This is a genomic window from Streptomyces californicus, assembly GCF_000717645.1.
Lineage (GTDB): Bacteria > Actinomycetota > Actinomycetes > Streptomycetales > Streptomycetaceae > Streptomyces > Streptomyces californicus.
Genome location: NZ_JNZZ01000013.1, coordinates 139,444 through 157,695, shown reverse-complemented (window position 1 = coordinate 157,695; position 18,252 = coordinate 139,444). Strand labels below are relative to the sequence as shown.

Sequence of the window (18,252 nt, the reverse complement as noted above, 5' to 3'; positions counted from 1 at the left end):
TCCACGATCAGCACAACTCCCTTGATCACGAGGGGTTACGGCCTGCCCTGAACCGGGGACCGGCGCAGCGCCCCCACACGCGGGGCGCATCGGTGCACAGGCGGGGGCGCGCATGAGGCGGAACGCCGAAGTGCGGGTAACCACCCCGGGGACCGCGGCCCGGCCCGCTTCGCAGCCGTGCCGTGGTGCGCCGCGCCACGTCCGTACCGAATGCCGAAGGAATATGCGCATTTCTTGTGTATGTGCCGGGCAGTGATCCCTTCCACCGATCACTGCGCATAACCGATGTTTCAGGGGGACATATGGCTGCAAGGCCGCTCGTAGCCCGCCAGCCCAACGAACGGCTCCAGACGCTCATCCAGGAGGCGGCCTGCTCCAACGCGGGCCTCGCGCGCCGGGTGAACATGGTCGGGACCGAACGCGGACTCGATCTGCGGTACGACAAGACCTCCGTGGCCCGCTGGCTGCGCGGGCAGCAGCCGCGCGGCCGGGCCCCGGGGGTCATCGCCGAGGCGCTGGGCCGCAAGCTCGGCCGTACGGTCACGATCGACGAGATCGGCATGGCCAACGGCAAGAACCTGGCGTCCGGCGTCGGCCTCCAGTACGCGCCGACCGTCGCCGGGGCCGTCGAGCAGGTCAGCGAGTTGTGGCGGAGCGACGTGGGCCGCCGAGATCTGCTCACCGGTTCGGCGGTCGCGGCCTCCGCGCTGGTCGAGCCGAGCCGGGACTGGCTGATCTCGGGTCCGGACGCCCAGGTCGAGCGGACCGCCGGGGCCCGGGTAGGGATGGCGGACGTCGAGGCCGTACGGGCCATGACCGCCTCCCTGACCGACCTCGACCACCGCTTCGGCAGCGGCCATGTGCGGCCGGTGCTCGTGCACTACCTCAACAGCGTGGTCTCCGGCCTGCTTTCGGGGGCGTACCGGGAGCAGGTGGGGCGACAGCTGTTCGCCGCGGTGGCCCGACTCACCGAGCTGGGCGGCTACATGGCGGTCGACACCGGCCAACCGGGCCTCGCCCAGCGCTACTACATCCAGGCGCTGCGGCTCGCGCAGGCGGCCGGCGACCGCGCGTACGGCGGCTATGTGCTCGCCGCCTCGATGAGCCACCTCGCCGCCCAGCTCGGCAACCCCCGCGAGATCGCCCAACTGGCCCGTGCCGCCCAGGAAGGGGCCCGGGGCCAGGTCACGCCGCGCGCGCAGGCGATGTTCTACGCGGCCGAGGCCCGGGGCCACGCGCTGCTCGGGGACGCCCGCACCTGCCACGCGGTGGCGGGGCGCGCGGTCGCCGCGCTGGAGCAGGCCGACCCGGACACCGGCGACGACCCGGTGTGGATCCGGCACTTCGACGCGGGCTATCTCGCGGACGAGCTGGCCCACTGCCACCGGGACCTGGGGCAGGCGCAGGAGGCCGCCCGCCGGGCCAAGGAGGCGCTCGCCGCGCTGCCGGAGACGCGGGCCCGCCGCCGGGGCATCGCCCTGGTGCTGCTGGCGTCGGCGCAGGTCCAGCAGCGGGAGGTGGAGCGGGCCTGCCACACGGGGGTGCGGGCGATGGAACTGCTGTCGACGGTGCGTTCCAGCCGGGGCGCCGAATACCTCGACGACCTCCACCAGCGGCTCACGCCCTTCGGCGAGGAGCCCGCCGTACGGGAGTTCGGCGAGCGCCTGGAGCTCCAGGCGGCGTGAGCGCGGGACCGGCCGCCGCTGCCCGGTCCGGGGCCGCGGCGGTCCGGACGGACGCCCGGGGACGGACCCGTACCGCCTGGCGCATCGGGGCCCGTACGGCTGTGCGGGGAAGGGCCCGTACGGCTGTGGGGAGGAGGACCCGTAGGCGCGCTCGACGCACGCCAGGAGGGGCGGCGGGCGGGGACCCGGATAATAAACAGCGTCGCGGGCCCGCGGGGCGTTACCCGCGCTGTGAAGGGGTGGTGAGGGGCATCACGCGCTTGGCGGAGGCGGGCGGCCACCCGATAGCGTGAGCTGACGTTTCGTTGAGTTCACACGCGTAGGAGTCCCGGTGACGCAGAGCGGACAGGGCGGACAGGGCGGCGAGCACGAGCTCCCCGCCGCACGACCCGCGCACGAGGGCGTCGTGCTGCCCGCCGACGGCGGAGCCCCCTGGGTTCCGGGGGCATCCGGGCAGGGCGGCCAGGGCGAGCAGACGGCGCCCGCCGGCGGCCTGCCGTGGGGGCAGCAGTGGGGCCCGCAGCCGGACCAGCAGCCGCAGGGGGGCTACGGCTACCCGCAGTCGCAGCCCCTGCCGCCCGCCCGGCAGCCGGGGGACCAGGAGGCGTACCAGCGGCCGGGGTACACCCAGGGGTACCAGCAGCCGCAGCAGCCGGGGGGATACCAGCAGCCGCAGCGGCACGACGGGTACCAGCAGGCCCAGCAGTCCGACGGGTACCAGCAGGCCCAGCAGTCCGACGGGTACCAGCAGCCGCAGCAGTACGGGTCGCAGAACCCGTCGCCGTACGACTCTCCGTACTCCCAGCAGCAGCAGCACCAGCACCAGCACCACGACCAATCCTCTTCCCAGCCGCTGCCGCACGCGCAGCCGCTGCCGCCGGAGGCCGGGACGGGCGCTCCGAGCGGACCGGGCGGCTACGGCGGCCAGGGGAGCGGCGGCCAGGGGGCTTCCGGCGGTGACGCGGACGCCACGCAGTACATCGCCCCCGTCCCCGGCGGCCCCGGGCCCGTGGCGGACCGGCAGGGCGGCGGGGACGCCGACGCGACCCAGTACATACCCCCGGTGCCCGGCGGCGCCCCGTACGGGATCAGGCCGGGCGCGCCGGAGGACCGGCAGCCGCCCGCGGAGTTCGACAGCCTGTTCCGCTCGGAGCAACCGGCGGGCGCCACCCAGCAGTTGCCGCAGTACGACGCGGGCGGCCCGTCCGCGTACCAGCAGCGTCCCCCGGGCGGACCGGCGCAGGCCCCCGGCGGCTACGACTCCGGGCTCCAGGGCTTCCAGGGCCGCGCGGAGTACGACGAGGCGGACGAGCACGGCGGCGGGGCGCCGCGCCGGAGGTCCGCGCACATCACGCTGATCGCCGCCGTCATCGTCGGCGCCGCCGTCATCGGGCTCGGCGCGGGCGCGCTGATGAGCGGCGGCGACAGCGACGACGACAAGCAGCCGGTGGCCTCGCAGAGTTCCCCGGCCACCTCCCCCACGACGAAGGCCGCGCCGCCCGACCCGGCCAAGCCGCAGGCCGAGGCGCTGGACAAGCTGCTGGCCGACAGCAACAACAGCCGGGCCACGGTGATCAGCGCGGTCGAGAAGATCAGGTCCTGCAAGGACCTGGACGCGGCGAACACCGATCTCCGGGACGCCGCCCAGCAGCGCCGCGACCTGGTGACCCGGCTCGACGGGCTGACCGTGGACGAGCTGCCGCGCCAGGCCGAGCTGGTCGCCGCGCTGAACCGGGCCTGGAAGGCGTCGGCGGCGGCCGACGAGCACTACGCGGCCTGGGCGCGGCAGGCGAAGAAGAGCAAGGGGGTCTGCAAGGGCGGCAAGGCCCGGTCGACGAACGAGACGGCCAAGGCCAACCAGCAGAGCGGGGTGGCCACCCAGGCCAAACGCGAGGCGTCCGCGCTGTGGAACGCGATCGCGGTGAAGTACGGGCTGACGAAGCACACCTACACCGAGCTGTAGGGGGCGGGCCGGGGCGGCCGGCCCCGGTCCGCGCGTGCGCCGACGGGGCCCCCGCCGCGTGTGCTCCGGCACGGCGGGCCGGCCCGCATACGCGTCGGCGAGGCGGGGCCCGGCCCGCGTGCGCTCCGGCCGGTCCGGTCCGCGCGTGCGCCGACGGAGCCCCCGCTGCGTGCGCTCCGGCGCGGCGGGTCGGCCCGCGTGCGCTCCGGCCGGCCCGGTCCGGTCCGCGCCGGTCCGCGCATGCGCCGACAGGCCCCCGCCGCCTGTGCTCCGGCACGGCGCGGCCGCCCGCCTGCGCTCCGCCAGGGCAGGCCCCCGGCCGTACGCGCTCCTAAGGGCCCGTCCCGTTCGCGGCTGTCAGCGTGGGGCGTCCGTCAGGGTCTCCTGGACGTCCACGAAGCCCTTCCTCTGCGCGGTGAGCCGGCCGTCCCTGACCACCTGGAACGTCACCTTCGTGTTGACGATGCGCGGGTAGCTCGACGTGCCGACCAGGTCCCCGAAGCGCCAGCGGAGCGTGGGGGTGAGGCCGCCGGTGTCGACCTCGACGCCCCGGTTCAGGGCGGCCGTGATCCGGCCCGGCGTGACGTCCTCGTCGCCGACCGCCCGGACGGCCGCCCGCAGCGCGGTGTACGCGATCCACGTCGTCTGCACGGCGGTGTCGTCCGGGTCGATGCGGTTGTCCCCGAAGGCGTACTCCGCGACCACGTCGCGCATCTGCTTCCAGCGCGGGCTCTTCGCGTCCGGGTACCAGCCGGTGACGTAGGCGCCCTCGAACGGGCTGTTCCGGCCGCCGGTGCGGTTGATGAGCGGCTGGCTCACGCTGCCCAGCACGGAGGAGATCCTGACCCGGCCGCCGTCCGGCTCCAGCCGCCGGAAGGAGTCGAAGAACGTCTCCGTACGGGCGCCGAGCACCGCCGTCACACAGCCGCCGCCGGACCGCCGGAGCGCCTGGGTGGCCTGCCCGTCGTAGGACGTGGCGTCCAGCGGGGCGACGATGTCGGTGGATGCGGGCAGGCCGGCGGCGAGCAGCCCGTTGTTCAGGAGCGGCGGCATCCCGTCGCCGCCGATCGAGTCGGGCCGCACCAGCGAGACCCGCTCGCAGCTGCGGCCGAGCTGCCGCCCGTGACCGGCCAGCAGGGCGGGCTGGCCGCCGTTGACCGGGTACGACAGATAGCTGCTGAACTCCTCGGGCGATGCCCCGTACCCGCCGATGTACGGGACGCCGCCCGCCTCCAGCGCCGGCATGAAGCTCTGGCCGTGGCGGCTGTACGAGCCGACGACGGCGGCCACCTTCTTCTCGACGGCCTCCCGGGCGCACCGCTCGGCCCCGATCGCGGTGTCGCCCTCGTCGCAGACGACCACCCGCAGCTCGCGGCCGTCGATGCCGCCGGTGTCGTTGACCCAGCGGGCGTACGTCTGCGCCATCGCGGGGACCCCGGCCTCCTTCACCGCGTTGATGTTCTCCGCGCGGTCGGGCGCCCAGGTCATCACCGTGACGGGCTCCCTGGAGCCCCCCGTGGTCCCAGGGAGCACGCCACAGCCGGACAGCAGCACCGCTCCCGCCGCCGTCGCGCTGATGACGCCCGGGAAGGGGCGGGTGAGAAGGGGGCGTCGCCGTCCGGTCATGGACCACGACCCTTCCGCCCTCCGGGTAACGGCGCGGTGTGCGACCGTCAACGCTCGGTGACGCCGAGGTGAATTACGGGGGCCCGTGCGGGGGTGCGGTGAAGGAACGTACGATCGACGACCGTGCAGCAAGGTTCGGAGAACTCTTCCCGTCGCGGCCGTCGCTCCTCCACCATGGGCGGCATGCCGCTCACTGACATGCCGTGGTGGCGCTGGCGCACCAACGTGCGCTCGGCGCTGCACATGCTCTCCGACCCCGCCTTCCACCGCGAGTGCTGGCTGGCCGGCCGGGAGGGGTACGGGGACGTCACCGACGCCGTGTACCGCCTGGTCGAGGACACCTGGCTCGACAACTGGTCCGCCGAGAAGTACGTCGGCACCATATTCAGGGACTCCGCCGAGGCCGCCGCCGTGGACGCCGCCGCCCTGCGCGTGCTGCGGATCATGCACCAGGTCGGCGCGGACGCCCCCGTCTCCGCCTATCTGGAGCACCAGGGATGGGGCGAGGCGGTCCAGGCGGCGCGCGAGGCCCATGTGATGCTCGCCACCAACGACGCGGAGGATCCGGACATACCGCCGCGCTCGCTGGAGGTCATCCGCATCATGACCAGGGCCGCCTGAGGTCCGGCGGGTGTGGCACCCTACGGGGATGACCGCGCCGCAGCCCGCCCCCTCCGCCGCCCCCTCGGACGCCGCAGCCGCGACCGAGCAGTACGTCCTCACGCTCTCCTGCCCGGACAAACAGGGCATCGTGCACGCCGTGTCGAGCTACCTCTTCATGACCGGCTGCAACATCGAGGACAGCCAGCAGTTCGGGGACCACGACACGGGTCTGTTCTTCATGCGCGTCCACTTCTCGGCGGACGCCGGCGTCACGGTGGACAAGCTGCGCGCCAGCTTCGCCGCGATCGGGGACGCCTTCGGGATGGAGTGGCAGATCCACCGTTCGGCGGAGCGCATGCGGATCGTGCTCATGGTCAGCAAGTTCGGCCACTGCCTCAACGACCTGCTGTTCCGCTCCCGTACCGGGGCGCTGCCGGTGGAGATCGCGGCCGTCGTCTCCAACCACACGGACTTCGCCGAGCTGGTCGCCTCGTACGGCGTCCCGTTCCGGCACCTCCCGGTGACCAAGGAGAACAAGCCGGAGGCGGAGGCCGCGCTGCTGGAGCTGGTGCGCGAGGAGGACGTCGAGCTGGTCGTCCTGGCCCGCTACATGCAGGTCCTCTCCGACGACCTGTGCAAGCAGCTGAGCGGCCGGATCATCAACATCCACCACTCGTTCCTGCCGAGCTTCAAGGGCGCCAAGCCGTACCACCAGGCGCACGCGCGCGGCGTGAAGCTGATCGGCGCGACCGCCCACTACGTCACCGCCGACCTCGACGAGGGCCCGATCATCGAGCAGGAGGTCGAGCGCGTCGGCCACGACGTGACCCCCGACCAGCTCGTCGCCATCGGCCGGGACGTGGAGTGCCAGGCACTCGCCCGCGCGGTGAAGTGGCACGCGGAGCGCCGCATCCTCCTCAACGGCCGCCGCACGGTGGTCTTCGCGTAGGGGGCGGGCTGCGGGGCGCCCGTATCCGGGTCAGTCGACCGTGAGCACGATCTTGCCCTGGAGGTGGCCCTCGGCGGCCCGTTCGTGCGCGGCGCGGGCCTGCGCGAGCGGGTGGACGCTGTCCACGGCGACGCGGACGGTCCCGGCGTCCACGAGGGCGGCCAGTTCGGCCAGTTGGGCGCCGTTCGCCCGTACCTGCGTGCCGGTGACGGTGACGCCGAAGCGCGCGTTCTCCTCCTCGTCGAACTCCCCGACGTACACCGGGAACAGCGAGCCGCCGCGCTTGAGGGCGGGGAGGAAGCGGCGGCTCGTGGGCCCGCCGACCGCGTCCAGGACCACGTCCACGTCGCGGACGACGTCCTCGGGGCGCTCCCTGGTGTAGTCGATGTACGCGTCGGCTCCCAGTTCGCGGAGGAACCGCTCATGGGCGCCGGAGGCGACGGCGATGGTGCGGGCGCCCTTCCAGGCGGCCAGTTGCAGGGCGAGGTGGCCGACTCCGCCGCCTGCGCCGTTGACCAGCACGGTCGTGGTGTCGTCCAGGCGGACGGGCCGGTGCCGGGCCTCCTGGAACGGGGAGGGGCGGTCGTGGCCGACGTCGATCAGGTACTGCCAGGCCGTCAGGCCCGACATGGGCAGGGCCGCGGCGTGGACGTGGTCGACCCCGGCCGGCTTGAGGGCGAGGTCGCCCGCCGGTGCGGTGACGTACTCGGCGTACGCGCCGCTCTGCATCGGGTCGGGGAAGCGCAGCAGGCCCATGACCTCGTCGCCGGGCGCGAACGTCCTGACGTCGTCGGCGACGGCCGCCACGACCCCTGAGACATCCGTGCCCGGGATCAGCGGCAGGTCGAAGGAGGGCTTGAACGCGTCGGGGACCCCGGGCATGCCCTCGCGTACGTACCAGTCGGGCGGGTTGAGGCCGGCCGCCCTCACGCGGACCAGCACCTCGCCGGGCGCCGGTACGGGGACGGGCGCCTCCTCGTACCGCAGTGCCCGGGGGCCTCCGAACGCGTGCAGCCGGATCGCCTTCATCGTGGTGGGGGTCATCGTCGTCCTCCGCTCGCAGCGCGGTTACGCTGCTCCGGTCTATCCGGATCAGTGAACCAGGTAAACGGTTCACTGATCCGAATATATGGATCAGTGAACCACTTGGCAAGGAGGGGTGCGATGCGCGCCGACGCCCGAAGGAACCGGGACCACCTGCTCGCCGTCGCGCGTCCCGCCGTCGCCGAGCACGGCATCGACGTGTCGATGCGGGACGTCGCGCGCAGGGCCGGGGTCGGACTGGCGACGCTGCTCCGGCACTTCCCCACGCGCGAGGCGCTCATGGAGGCGCTGCTGCACGAGAGCTTCGAGGAGCTGACCGCCCGCGCCCGCGATTCCGGGGCGTCCCCGGCGCCCGCCGACGCCCTCGTGACCTGGGTGCGCGAGTGCGTCGCGTGGACGACCGCGTACCGGGGGGTGACCGTACTGATGGCGGCCGCCATCGAGGACCCCGACTCCGCGCTGCACGCCTCGTGTGTCGCCCTGCGTGCGGCCGGGGCCGCGCTTCTCCGTCGCGCGCAGGAGGCGGGGGCGGCCCGCGGCGACGTCGACGGCGAGGACCTCTTCGCTCTGATCGCCATGCTGGCGTGGGCCGGCGATCAGCCCGCGCTCGCTCCCCGCGCCGGCCGCCTGCTCGACGTCGTCGCGCACGCCCTGCTGACGGGCCGGGGTGCTCCTTCGGGCGACGGCGGCGGCGACGGCGACGGCGGTGGCGGTGGCGGCGGCGACGGCGACGGCGGTGGCGACGAATCCGCTTGAGCGGGTGGTGTGACGCCCCCGCCGGTGGTGCCGCCGGCCGGAGCGGGCGGGTTCGGCGTGACGGCGGTCGGGGCCCGCGACGCGGCGGTGCGGGGGCGGGTCAGCGGGTGCGTTCGTAGTGGCGGCGGGCCTTCTCCCGGTTGCCGCACACGGCCATCGAGCACCAGCGGGCGCGATTGGCACGGCTGCGGTCGAGCAGGAACAGCCGGCACGCGCTGTTGGCGCAGGGGCGCAGTCGGCCGGGCAGCCGCTTCTCGACGTCGGCCCAGGCGAGCACCGCCTCGACGGCGAGCCGGGCGTGCGGGGGAGTCTCGACCGCCCACTCCAGGCCGTCCGGCGTGATCTCCGGATTCCGGCGGACCCCGTCGAGCAGCGGCTTCAACGCCTCGGGCGTGCGCTTCCCCCGTACGACGTCGTCCAGGGCGTCCCGGGCCGAGCGCAGCAGCTCCAGTTCGGCGAGGCTGCCGTCGCCGCCGTGGTCCCGGCCCCAGCGGGCGCCCGCGTCGCGATCGCCGAGCGCGTCCGCTTCCGCGCCCTCGATCAGCGGCCTGCTGTTGAGCAGGTCCAGCAGGATGTCCATCGATCACCGTCTCCTCTAACCCCATCGAGTCGCTTGACAGGTTAGCCCGGCGCGTGCTTGCCTGGCGAGTGTCTAACCACATCAAACAAACAAAGGGGTTAGAGATGAGCTCGGTGCACCACCGGACCGCCACCGTCGGCGGACACGAGATCTTCTACCGCGAGGCCGGTCCCGCCGACGCCCCCGCGATCGTCCTGCTGCACGGCTTCCCGACCAGCTCGTTCATGTTCCGCGACCTCATCCCGCTGCTGTCCGACAAGTACCACGTCATCGCGCCGGACCACCTGGGCTTCGGCCACTCCGACGCCCCCCGCGCCGACGCGTTCACGTACACGTTCGACGCCCTCGCGGACCTCACCGCCGGGCTGCTCGACGGGCTCGGCGTCGACCGCTACGCCCTCTACGTCCAGGACTACGGCGCCCCGATCGGCTGGCGCCTCGCCCTGCGGAATCCGGAGCACGTCACCGCCGTGGTCACCCAGAACGGCAACGGCTACGAGGAGGGCTTCGTCGAGTCGTTCTGGAAGGACGTCTGGGCCTACGGGGACGCCCCCGGCCCCGACACCGAGCCCGCCGTCCGCGCCGCGCTGAGCGTCGACGCCGTCCGCTGGCAGTACCTGCACGGGGTGTCCGACCCGAGCCTCGTCAGCCCCGACACCTGGGAGCACGACGTCGCCCTCCTCTCCCGCGAGGGAAACGACCGGATCCAGCTGGCCCTGTTCCGCGACTACCGGAGCAACCGCCCGCTCTACCCGCGGCTGCACGCGTACCTGCGCGACAGCGGGGTGCCGGTGCTCGCCGTGTGGGGACGCAACGACGAGATCTTCGCCCCGGCCGGCGCGCGGGCCTTCGCCCGGGACGCCGAGGACGCGGAGGTGCACCTGATCGACGGCGGCCACTTCCTGCTGGAGAGCCGGCTGGACGTCGTCGCGGGGTACCTGCGCGGGTTCCTCGGACGGGTGCTGGGTCAGGAGACCACCGGCGGACGGCCGCGCGCGCTCACAGCCGGCTGAGCGACGCCGCCGCGAACAGCACGTCGCTGATGGCCTCGCGGTCGCCCTCCTGGCCCGCCGCCGCTTCCGCCGGTGAGATGTGGCCCGCGACGAGGCGGCAGAACTCGACGGCGTCCAGAGCCACTTGCGCCACCGCCGTTTCCCGGGTGCCGAGGGCGGCCGGTGAGTCCAGGGCGATGTACCAGTCGCCTCCGGCGTGGCCCTCGATCTCCAGGTGGAGCGAGCGGCCGGGCTCCCCGGGGACGACGAGGTCCCGGGCCGGTCCGGCCAGTCCGGCGCGGCGGCGTCCCGCGAGGGCGGCCGGGAGCATCCGGGCCGCCAGGTCGATCATCAGGTGCAGATGGGCGGCCGACGGGGCGGGATACGGGTAGGCGACCGCCTCGGCGATGTCCCAGCCGTGCACCCAGCACTCGAAGGCCCGGTCCACGAGGGCGTCCTGGAGCGGCAGGGCGAAGGACCCGTAGGAGACGGAGGTCTCGGCGACGTTCCGCCCGGCGAAGGAGGCCGTGCGGATCAGCTCGTGGCTCTGGGCCCGCCAGGGCTCGCGGACGGCCCGGGTGGGTGATCCGCCCGCCGCCCAGGACGCCTCGGTACGCTCGGTGGGGTCCAGCGGCGCTCCGCCGCCGAGCGGGTCATCGAGGCCGAGCGCGGCGGACAGCAGCCCGTCGACCGCCGTCAGATGGCTGATGACCCCGCCGACCGTGGTCCACCGGTCGGTCCGGCGCTCCTTCTCGAACCACCGCAGCCGCACCTGCGCGTCCCAGTCGGCGTCCCCGATGTCGCGCAGCAGCGCGTCGAGCCGGGCGGTCTCGGCGTCGTACGGGGCGGCCCACCCCGGAATCGGGATCCGGGCGGGCCGGCGGCCCAGGCAGCCCTCCACCACCCGGGACCGCAGGGTCGCGTCGAGGTCCAGGGCACCGTCGGAGTGCAGCAGCCCCACCGCCTCCCGCAGCTCGCCGAAGGTCAGGGACCGGTCCCCCTGGAGCAGCACCGGGCGGTCGGGGGTCAGGGCGGCTCGGGCCTCGATCAGCTCCCAGAAGGTGCGGGAGGCGCCCAGCGCGCGGGCGCCGGCGGTCGCGTCGTTCACGGTGGTCACCATGGTCCCTCCGAACTGACGGCTCGTCAGATATGGCGCAGAGCGTAGGGCTCGGCGCCTTGTCGGTCCAGGGGTGCGGGGCTAGCCTGATTCCCGCGCCTGTATCTGACGGATCATCAGAAAGCGCCCGTGGGCGGTCGGTCCACCGGGTGCGCGGAGGGGACGGCACACCATGACGGACACGGAACTGCCCCGGCTCACCGGCGCCGACGACCACGTGATCGACCTGCCCCGGATCGTCAGCGTCGACGACCACGTGATCGAGCCCGCGCACCTCTTCTCCACCTGGCTGCCGGCCAGGTACCGCGATCGCGGGCCCCGTCCGCTGACGGCGGGCATCGGCGAACTGGCGTACACGGGAGGCAGGTACGTCATCACGATGGATCCGGAAGGACCGCCCACCGACTGGTGGGTCTACGAGGACCTGAAGTTCCCGTACAAGCGGAACATCGCCGCCGTCGGCTTCGACCGCGACGACATGACCCTGGAGGGCATCACCCGGGCCGAGATGCGGCCCGGCTGCTGGGACCCGGCCGAGCGGCTCAAGGACATGGACCTGAACCACGTCGAGGCGTCCCTCTGCTTCCCGACCTTCCCGCGCTTCTGCGGCCAGACCTTCGCCGAGGCGCACGACAAGGAGGTCGCCCTCGCCTGCGTGCGCGCCTACAACGACTGGATGGTCGAGGAGTGGTGCGGCGACAGCGGCGGCCGGCTCATCCCGCTCTGCATCATCCCGCTCTGGGACATCGGCCTGGCCGTCGCGGAGATCCGGCGCAACGCGGCCCGGGGCGTGCGGGCGGTCACCTTCTCCGAGATACCCACCCACCTGGGCCTTCCGTCGATCCACACCGGCTACTGGGACCCGTTCTTCGCGGTCTGCCAGGAGACCGGCACGGTCGTCAACATGCACATCGGCTCCAGCTCCCAGATGCCCGCCGCCTCCCCGGACGCCCCGCCCGCCGTGCAGGCGTCGCTCTCCTTCAACAACGCGATGGCCTCGATGATGGACTTCCTCTTCAGCGGGGTGCTGGTGAGGTTCCCGACGCTCAAACTGGCTTACAGCGAGGGCCAGATGGGATGGATCCCGTACGCCCTGGAGCGCGCCGACGACGTGTGGGAGGAGCACCGGGCGTGGGGCGGGGTGCGCGATCTGATCCCCGAACCGCCGTCCACGTACTACTACCGGCAGATCTTCTGCTGCTTCTTCCGCGACAAGCACGGCATCGCCTCGCTCGACGTCGTCGGCCGCGACAACGCCACCTTCGAGACCGACTACCCGCACGTGGACTCGACCTTCCCGCACACCAAGGAGGTCGCCCTCGACCACGTCAGGGGGCTGGACGACGAGACCGTCCGCAAACTGATGCGCGGGAACGCGATCCGGATGCTCGGCCTGGACCTGGACGCGTAGGCGGGGCGCGGCGGTGGACCTCACGTACACGGAGGCCGAGGAGGAGTTCCGGCGGCGGCTGGCCCGGTGGCTGGCCGGCGTCCTGCCCGGCCTGCCCCCGAAGCCCTCGCCGGACGACTGGCCCGCGCGCCGGGCGTACGACACCGCCTGGCAGCGGATGCTGTACGACGCCGGGTACGCGGGGCTGCACTGGCCGGTCGACGCGGGCGGGCGGGGCGCCACCCCGACCCAGCACCTGATCTACCTGGAGGAGACGGAGAAGGCCGGGGCCCCCTACGTCGGGGCGAACTTCGTCGGCCTGCTGCACGCCGGGCCGACGATCGCCGCCGAGGGCACGGCCGGGCAGCGGGCCCGCTGGCTGCCTCCGGTGCTGCGCGGCGAGGAGGTCTGGTGCCAGGGGTTCAGCGAGCCGGACGCGGGCTCCGACCTGGCCGCGCTGCGGACCCGGGCGGTGCGCGACGGGGACGACTACGTGGTCAGCGGGCAGAAGATCTGGACCTCGCACGCCGAGGTCGCCGACTGGTGCGAGCTGCTGGTGCGCACCGACCCGGACGCGCCCCGGCACCGGGGGATCAGCTGGCTCGCGATGCCGATGGACGCCCCCGGCATCACCGTACGGCCGCTGCGCACGCTCGCCGGGTCCACCGAGTTCGCCGAGGTCTTCCTCGACGAGGTCCGGGTGCCGGTGGGCCACCGGGTCGGGGCCGAGAACGACGGCTGGCGGGTCACCATGGTCACCCTCTCCTTCGAGCGCGGCACCGCCTTCGTCGGCGAGGTCGTCGCCTGCCGCCGCACCCTGGACGCCCTCGCGGACGAGGCCCGGCGGACGGGGCGATGGGACGACGCGGTGCTGCGGCGGCGGCTCGGACGGATCGACGCCGAGTTCCGGGCCCTGTGGCGGCTCACCCAGTGGAACGTGGCGGAGTCCGCGCGCACGGGCGGCGTCCCGGGCCTCGGCGGCTCCGTCTTCAAGCTGCGCTACTCGGCGGCCCGCCAGGAGCTGTACGAGGCGGCGGCCGAGGTGCTGGGCGCGCCCGGGGCCTTCGACCTGGACCGGGAATGGGCGCTGGACCGGCTGTCCTCGCTCTCGTACACCATCGCGGCCGGCACCTCGCAGATCCAGAAGAACATCGTCGCCGAGCGCGTCCTCGGCCTGCCGAAGGGGCGCTGAGGCCACCGTGGACTTCCAGCTCTCGGACGACCAGCGGGCCCTGCGGTCCGGTATGCGCGACCTGCTCGGCGCGGTGTTCGACCGGGACCGGATGCGGGCGGCGGTGGAGCGGGGCGGGGCCCTGGACCGGGCGCTGTGGCGGGAGCTGGGCGCGGCCGGGTTCTTCGCGCTGCGGCTGCCGGAGGAGGACGGCGGGGTCGGCCTCGGGCTGCCCGAGGCGGTGCTCCTGTTCGAGGAGGCGGGCCGGGCGCTGCTGCCCGGGCCTCTGGTCGCCACGCACCTGGCGGCGGGCCGGGTGAAGGGGGCCGCGGAGGGCGCGGCGGTGGTGACGGCCGCCGACGGCGACCGTCCGGTGGCGCACCTGGCGGATGCCGACGCGGTGCTGGCGGGGGGCGGGCCGCTCGACGGGGAGGCGCTGCGCGCCTTCGTCGCCGCCGCCCGGCCCGTACGGTCGATGGACCCGCTCACCCCGCTGCACCTGCCACCGCCGGAGCCCGTCGTCGGCGGTCCGGGGCGCATTGCTGTCGCTCCCGGGGGCGTTGCCGGGCGCGCCGCTTTCGCTCCGGGGCGTGCTCCGGCGTACGCGGGGAGGCTCCGGTACGAGGCCGCGCTCCTCAGCGCTGCCGAGCAGCTCGGCAGCGCCGCGAGGACCACCGACATGGCCGTTCAACACGCCCGTGAGCGCCAGCAGTTCGGTACGCCCATCGGATCGTTCCAGGCGGTCAAGCACCTCTGCGCCGACATGCTGGCCCGTACCGAACCGGCCCGCGCCGCCGTGTACGCGGCCGCCGTGACGGGCGACCCGCTGGAGATCGCCGCGGCCGAGCTGCTCGCCGACGAGGCCGCCGTCCGCAACGCCCGCGACTGCCTCCAGATCCACGGCGGGATGGGGTTCACCTGGGAGGCAGATGTTCACCTCCACCTGAAACGCGCCTGGCTCCGGGCCGCGACCGGCCTCACGGAGGCCGAGGCGGAGGAGGAGTTGGCGGCCGGTCTGGGGGCCGCGCCGCCGCGTTCCGGCAGTTCGGCGGCGTACGGGCCGGGACGGTCGCAGGCTGGGGGCGGAGCGTGACGCAGCGCGTTCGCCCGGCGCCGATACCGGCTTGTGTCCTTTGCGTGATTCGTCACCGGGTGGAGTCGGGGCCCGGCTCGGGTACCCTCCGTGGGATGCGAGTGGTTCTGGAACCGGGCGATCCGGGGGCGGCCTGTGCGGCGGCCCCGGTCCCGGGCGAGGGCTCTCGCGGGAGATGTGCCGGGCCTGCCCGAAGAGTGTTTCTCGCGGTCTCCGCGCACTCCTGTTCGATTCCCCGCAGCGTGCGTCGCACAGTATGCACCACGCATACTCCTTCGCGCTGGAATATGCCCGAAGCGCTTGTTGCGGTGACTGTACGTCAACCATGCTGTCGCGTAAGGGAATCACGTTCCGTGACCCTGAGGAGGCGCGAGGCGATGTGTCCGCCGGTTCGGATGGTGTGAGCGGTGCAGGTGCTTCAGGTTCAGCTGGAGGTCGGTCCGGATCCCGCAGAGGTGGGACGGGCCCGTAGGTGGGCGCGGTCGCGGCTGGCCGGCTCCGGGATAGGGGAGGACGAGCCGGTCGCCGAGACGCTCATCCTGCTCATCTCGGAGCTGGTCACCAATGCCGTCGTCCATACGGGCTGTCCCGCCGTGCTGCGGATGCTCTTCGGCGGTGGCGGCGGGCCCGGCGGGGCCGGGACGGTCCGGGTCGAGGTCGCGGACGCCAGCGACTGCCCGCCGCTGCAGCGGCACGCGGAGGGCGAGGACACCAACGGGCGCGGCCTGGAGCTGGTGGACTGCCTCGCGGACCGGTGGGGCTGGCTGCCGGAGGGGCGGGGGAAGCAGATCTGGTGCGAGGTGGACCGGAGCGGCCCGGTCCCGGTCGGGGGCGAGCCGTCGGTCATCGGTCTGGGCGGTCCGGCGGGCGAGTCCCGCGAACCGTCCGCGTGCCTGTTCACCGACCACCTCGCCTGAGCCGCGCCCGCCCGCGCCCCGCCTCCAGGGGGTGCGGGCGGACGCGTGCGCGAGGCCCGTCCCCGGCGGTCTCCCTCACCGGACGTACGCGCGCGGCGGCCGTCCCTGGCCCCCTTACGGGAAGTACGCGCGCGGCAGCCGCCCCCGGAGCCCTCGCGGGACGTACGTGCGAGGGTCGCCCCCGCCGCCCCTTCACGGGACGTACGCGCACGCCGGCCGCCCCCGCCGCCGCCTCACAGGACCGCGACCGGGGCCACCGGTGATCCGGTGGCACCGGCGAACGGCTCCGGGGTCGCGGTGAGCAGGAACGCGTAACGCCGCTCCTCCGCACAGGCGTCCGACAGCTCCTCCAGGTTCCAGTTCTGGCCCTGGATGAGGCCCATCTCGACCAGGTGCAGGGCGTGCACCGGCAGCCACAGGTCCTCGATCTCCGGCGGGAAGATCTCGAAGGGCAGGGTGTCGTTGGCGACCGCCGCCACGTCCCGGCCGTGGAACCACTCGGGGCACCGCACCGACAGTCCGGGCGACGGGTGCCCGTACGCGTCCCGGTCGCCCTCCAGCGCGAGCCGCAGCTGCCCGGTCCGTACGAGCACGATGTCCCCGGCCCGTACGCGTACGCCTCCGAACTCCTCCGCCGCCGCCAGGTCCTCCGGCGTCACCGCGTGGCCGCCGGGCAGCCGGTCCACGCCCCGGGCGCGCGCCACGTCCAGCAGCACCCCGCGCGAGACCAAGTGCTTCACGGCGGCGATCGAGGAGAAGCGGGCCCCCTCGTGGGCGGTGATCGCCTCCGCCGGACGGCCGTTGTAGAGCCTCCCGCTGTGCGAGACATGGGTCAGCGCGTCCCAGTGGGTCGCCGCCTGGAGCCCCATGGTCACCGTGTCGTCGCTGGTGGCGACCGTTCCCGGGCCGAAGATCTCCTGGTTGATCTGGACCATGGTGTGCAGCGGGTTGATCCGGCCCGGGATGAGCCCGCTCTGCACCCCGTCCTGCCGCAGCGGCAGCGCGAGCGGCACCCGGCGGCCGGTGCGGACGGCGGCCACGGCCTCGCGCACGACGGCGTCGGTGACCAGGTTGAGCGTGCCCAGCTCGTCGTCCCCGCCCCACCGCCCCCAGTTGTTGACGCGTGCGGCGATCTCGTGGAACTCGGCCGGCAGGGACATGGACGCCTCCTGGGTCTTGTGCGGGACTGGCCGCCTGCCCTTAAATCTAACGGTCCGTCAGAAACCGCGGGAAGGGGCCGGAGTGGGGAACTTCTTGGCAGGCAGGGTGGTCGCCGTGACCGGGGCGGGCCGGGGCATCGGGCGGGCGGTCGCGCTCGCCGCGGCGGCCGCGGGGGCGCGGGTCGTCGTCAACGACTACGGCGTCTCCGTCGAGGGGTCCGAGCCGACCAGCGAGGTCGCCCGGTCCGTCGTCGAGGAGATCGGGGCGGCGGGCGGCACGGCGGTCGCGGTCGCCGACGACATCTCCACGATGGCGGGCGGGCAGCGGGTCGTGGACACGGCCCTCGCGGAGTACGGGCGGCTCGACGGCGTCGTCTGCGTGGCCGGCATCCTGCGCGAGCGGATGCTGTTCAACATGTCCGAGGAGGAGTGGGACCCCGTCCTCGCCACCCACCTCAAGGGCACGTTCACGGTCTTCCGGGCCGCGTCGGCGGTGATGCGGAAGCAGGAGGGCGGCGGCACGCTCATCGGCTTCACCAGCGGCAACCACCAGGGCAGCGTCTCCCAGGCCAACTACAGCGCGGCGAAGGGCGGGATCATCTCGCTGGTCCGCAGCGCGGCGCTGGGCCTGCACCGGTACGGCGTCACGGCCAACGCGGTCGCGCCCGTCGCCCGGACCCGGATGTCGGCCGGGGTGCCGATGGAGCTGAAGGAGATCGGCGAACCCGAGGACGTGGCGGCGCTGGTGGTCTACCTGCTGAGCGAGCGGGCGCGGGCGGAGGGGATCACCGGGCAGGTGTACACGATCGCCGGGCCCAAGATCGCGGTGTGGGCGCAGCCGAGGGAGATCCGGGCGGCGTACGGGGACGGGCCCTGGACCCCGGAGCGGATCGCGGACTTCCTGCCGGGGACGGTGGGGGCGGACCCGATGCCGATGCTGGAGCGGGTGAACGAGATGGCGGCGGCGGCCAGATCGGGGGCGCGGCCGAACGGGACGGCGGCGGACAGGTCGGGGGCGCGGTCGAACGGGACGGCTGCGGACAGGTCGGGGGCGCGGCCGAACACGCCCGGTCCGTCCGGTGGTTGAGCGGCAAGTCGCCTGATCCGGCCCGTCCGGCGTTCGACGGGCGGGTGCCCGGTGGCGGAGCCCTCGGGCACCCGGACCCGGGCCCGGTCCTCGATCGCCGGACGGGCGTGAACGCGGGG

16 protein-coding genes are annotated in these 18,252 nt (G+C 73.9%); 11 read left to right on the top strand and 5 right to left on the bottom strand.

Features of this window, described 5'->3' with window-relative positions:
- Positions 1–302: 302 nt before the first annotated feature.
- Together IF19_RS0118405 and IF19_RS0118400 are read left to right on the top strand one after the other, a co-directional pair.
- The gene (locus IF19_RS0118405) at positions 303–1,685 is read left to right on the top strand and encodes an NsdA family TPR-like regulatory protein (protein ID WP_030196505.1); all 1,383 of its coding nucleotides are present in this window, start codon (positions 303–305) and stop codon (positions 1,683–1,685) included.
- Positions 1,686–2,016: 331 nt separating this feature from the next.
- On the top strand, positions 2,017–3,648 hold the full coding sequence (locus IF19_RS0118400; protein ID WP_030277611.1) for a chromosomal replication initiator protein DnaA: 1,632 nt from the start codon (positions 2,017–2,019) through the stop codon (positions 3,646–3,648).
- 357 nt (positions 3,649–4,005) lie between these two features.
- Here the strand turns inward: IF19_RS0118400 and IF19_RS0118395 are convergent, their stop codons facing one another.
- Positions 4,006–5,274: an ABC transporter substrate-binding protein gene (locus IF19_RS0118395; protein ID WP_030277609.1), complete on the bottom strand. Its 1,269-nt coding sequence runs from the start codon at positions 5,272–5,274 to the stop codon at positions 4,006–4,008.
- Positions 5,275–5,448: 174 nt separating this feature from the next.
- Here IF19_RS0118395 and IF19_RS0118390 point away from each other — a divergent pair, with 174 nt between their 5' ends.
- Both IF19_RS0118390 and purU read left to right on the top strand, forming a co-directional pair.
- The gene (locus IF19_RS0118390; protein ID WP_030113023.1) at positions 5,449–5,895 is read left to right on the top strand and encodes an SCO4402 family protein; all 447 of its coding nucleotides are present in this window, start codon (positions 5,449–5,451) and stop codon (positions 5,893–5,895) included.
- A 28-nt stretch (positions 5,896–5,923) separates the two neighbouring features.
- Positions 5,924–6,826: a formyltetrahydrofolate deformylase gene (gene purU / locus IF19_RS0118385; RefSeq protein ID WP_030113022.1), complete on the top strand. Its 903-nt coding sequence runs from the start codon at positions 5,924–5,926 to the stop codon at positions 6,824–6,826.
- Between the two features lie 30 nt (positions 6,827–6,856).
- Here purU and IF19_RS0118380 read toward each other — a convergent pair whose 3' ends face one another.
- The gene (locus tag IF19_RS0118380; RefSeq protein WP_030113021.1) at positions 6,857–7,870 is read right to left on the bottom strand and encodes an NADP-dependent oxidoreductase; all 1,014 of its coding nucleotides are present in this window, start codon (positions 7,868–7,870) and stop codon (positions 6,857–6,859) included.
- A gap of 120 nt (positions 7,871–7,990) precedes the next feature.
- Here IF19_RS0118380 and IF19_RS0118375 point away from each other — a divergent pair, with 120 nt between their 5' ends.
- Positions 7,991–8,626, top strand: a complete 636-nt coding sequence (locus IF19_RS0118375; protein ID WP_050493958.1) for a TetR/AcrR family transcriptional regulator — start codon at positions 7,991–7,993, stop codon at positions 8,624–8,626.
- A 100-nt stretch (positions 8,627–8,726) separates the two neighbouring features.
- Here the strand turns inward: IF19_RS0118375 and IF19_RS0118370 are convergent, their stop codons facing one another.
- Positions 8,727–9,206 (bottom strand): CGNR zinc finger domain-containing protein, encoded by a 480-nt coding sequence (locus tag IF19_RS0118370; protein WP_030113019.1) that lies wholly within the window; start codon positions 9,204–9,206, stop codon positions 8,727–8,729.
- 104 nt (positions 9,207–9,310) lie between these two features.
- On the opposite strand from IF19_RS0118370, the gene IF19_RS0118365 reads away from it, so the two are divergent.
- Entirely contained in the window at positions 9,311–10,219 is a 909-nt protein-coding gene (locus IF19_RS0118365) for an alpha/beta fold hydrolase (protein WP_050493959.1), read from the top strand.
- Here the strand turns inward: IF19_RS0118365 and IF19_RS0118360 are convergent.
- Positions 10,206–11,318 carry a maleylpyruvate isomerase N-terminal domain-containing protein gene (locus IF19_RS0118360; RefSeq protein WP_078625093.1) on the bottom strand — a complete coding sequence of 371 codons (1,113 nt, stop codon included), beginning with the start codon at positions 11,316–11,318 and terminating at the stop codon, positions 10,206–10,208. The two genes, IF19_RS0118365 and IF19_RS0118360, sit on opposite strands and share 14 nt — an antisense overlap.
- Before the next feature lie 214 nt (positions 11,319–11,532).
- Between IF19_RS0118360 and IF19_RS0118355 the strand changes: the two genes are divergently transcribed.
- The 4 genes from IF19_RS0118355 (at position 11,533) to IF19_RS0118340 (ending at position 15,886) form a co-directional block, all read left to right on the top strand.
- On the top strand, positions 11,533–12,726 hold the full coding sequence (locus IF19_RS0118355; protein ID WP_030113016.1) for an amidohydrolase family protein: 1,194 nt from the start codon (positions 11,533–11,535) through the stop codon (positions 12,724–12,726).
- Between the two features lie 13 nt (positions 12,727–12,739).
- Entirely contained in the window at positions 12,740–13,897 is a 1,158-nt protein-coding gene (locus tag IF19_RS0118350; RefSeq protein WP_030113015.1) for an acyl-CoA dehydrogenase, read from the top strand.
- Between the two features lie 7 nt (positions 13,898–13,904).
- Positions 13,905–14,969 (top strand): acyl-CoA dehydrogenase family protein, encoded by a 1,065-nt coding sequence (locus IF19_RS0118345; protein WP_030113014.1) that lies wholly within the window; start codon positions 13,905–13,907, stop codon positions 14,967–14,969.
- A gap of 407 nt (positions 14,970–15,376) precedes the next feature.
- The gene (locus IF19_RS0118340; RefSeq protein WP_030113013.1) at positions 15,377–15,886 is read left to right on the top strand and encodes an ATP-binding protein; all 510 of its coding nucleotides are present in this window, start codon (positions 15,377–15,379) and stop codon (positions 15,884–15,886) included.
- Between the two features lie 233 nt (positions 15,887–16,119).
- Here the strand turns inward: IF19_RS0118340 and IF19_RS0118335 are convergent, their stop codons facing one another.
- Positions 16,120–17,046 (bottom strand): cyclase family protein, encoded by a 927-nt coding sequence (locus IF19_RS0118335; protein ID WP_030113012.1) that lies wholly within the window; start codon positions 17,044–17,046, stop codon positions 16,120–16,122.
- An 82-nt stretch (positions 17,047–17,128) separates the two neighbouring features.
- Here IF19_RS0118335 and IF19_RS0118330 point away from each other — a divergent pair, with 82 nt between their 5' ends.
- On the top strand, positions 17,129–18,133 hold the full coding sequence (locus IF19_RS0118330; RefSeq protein ID WP_234307151.1) for an SDR family oxidoreductase: 1,005 nt from the start codon (positions 17,129–17,131) through the stop codon (positions 18,131–18,133).
- The last annotated feature ends 119 nt before the right edge of the window (positions 18,134–18,252 follow it).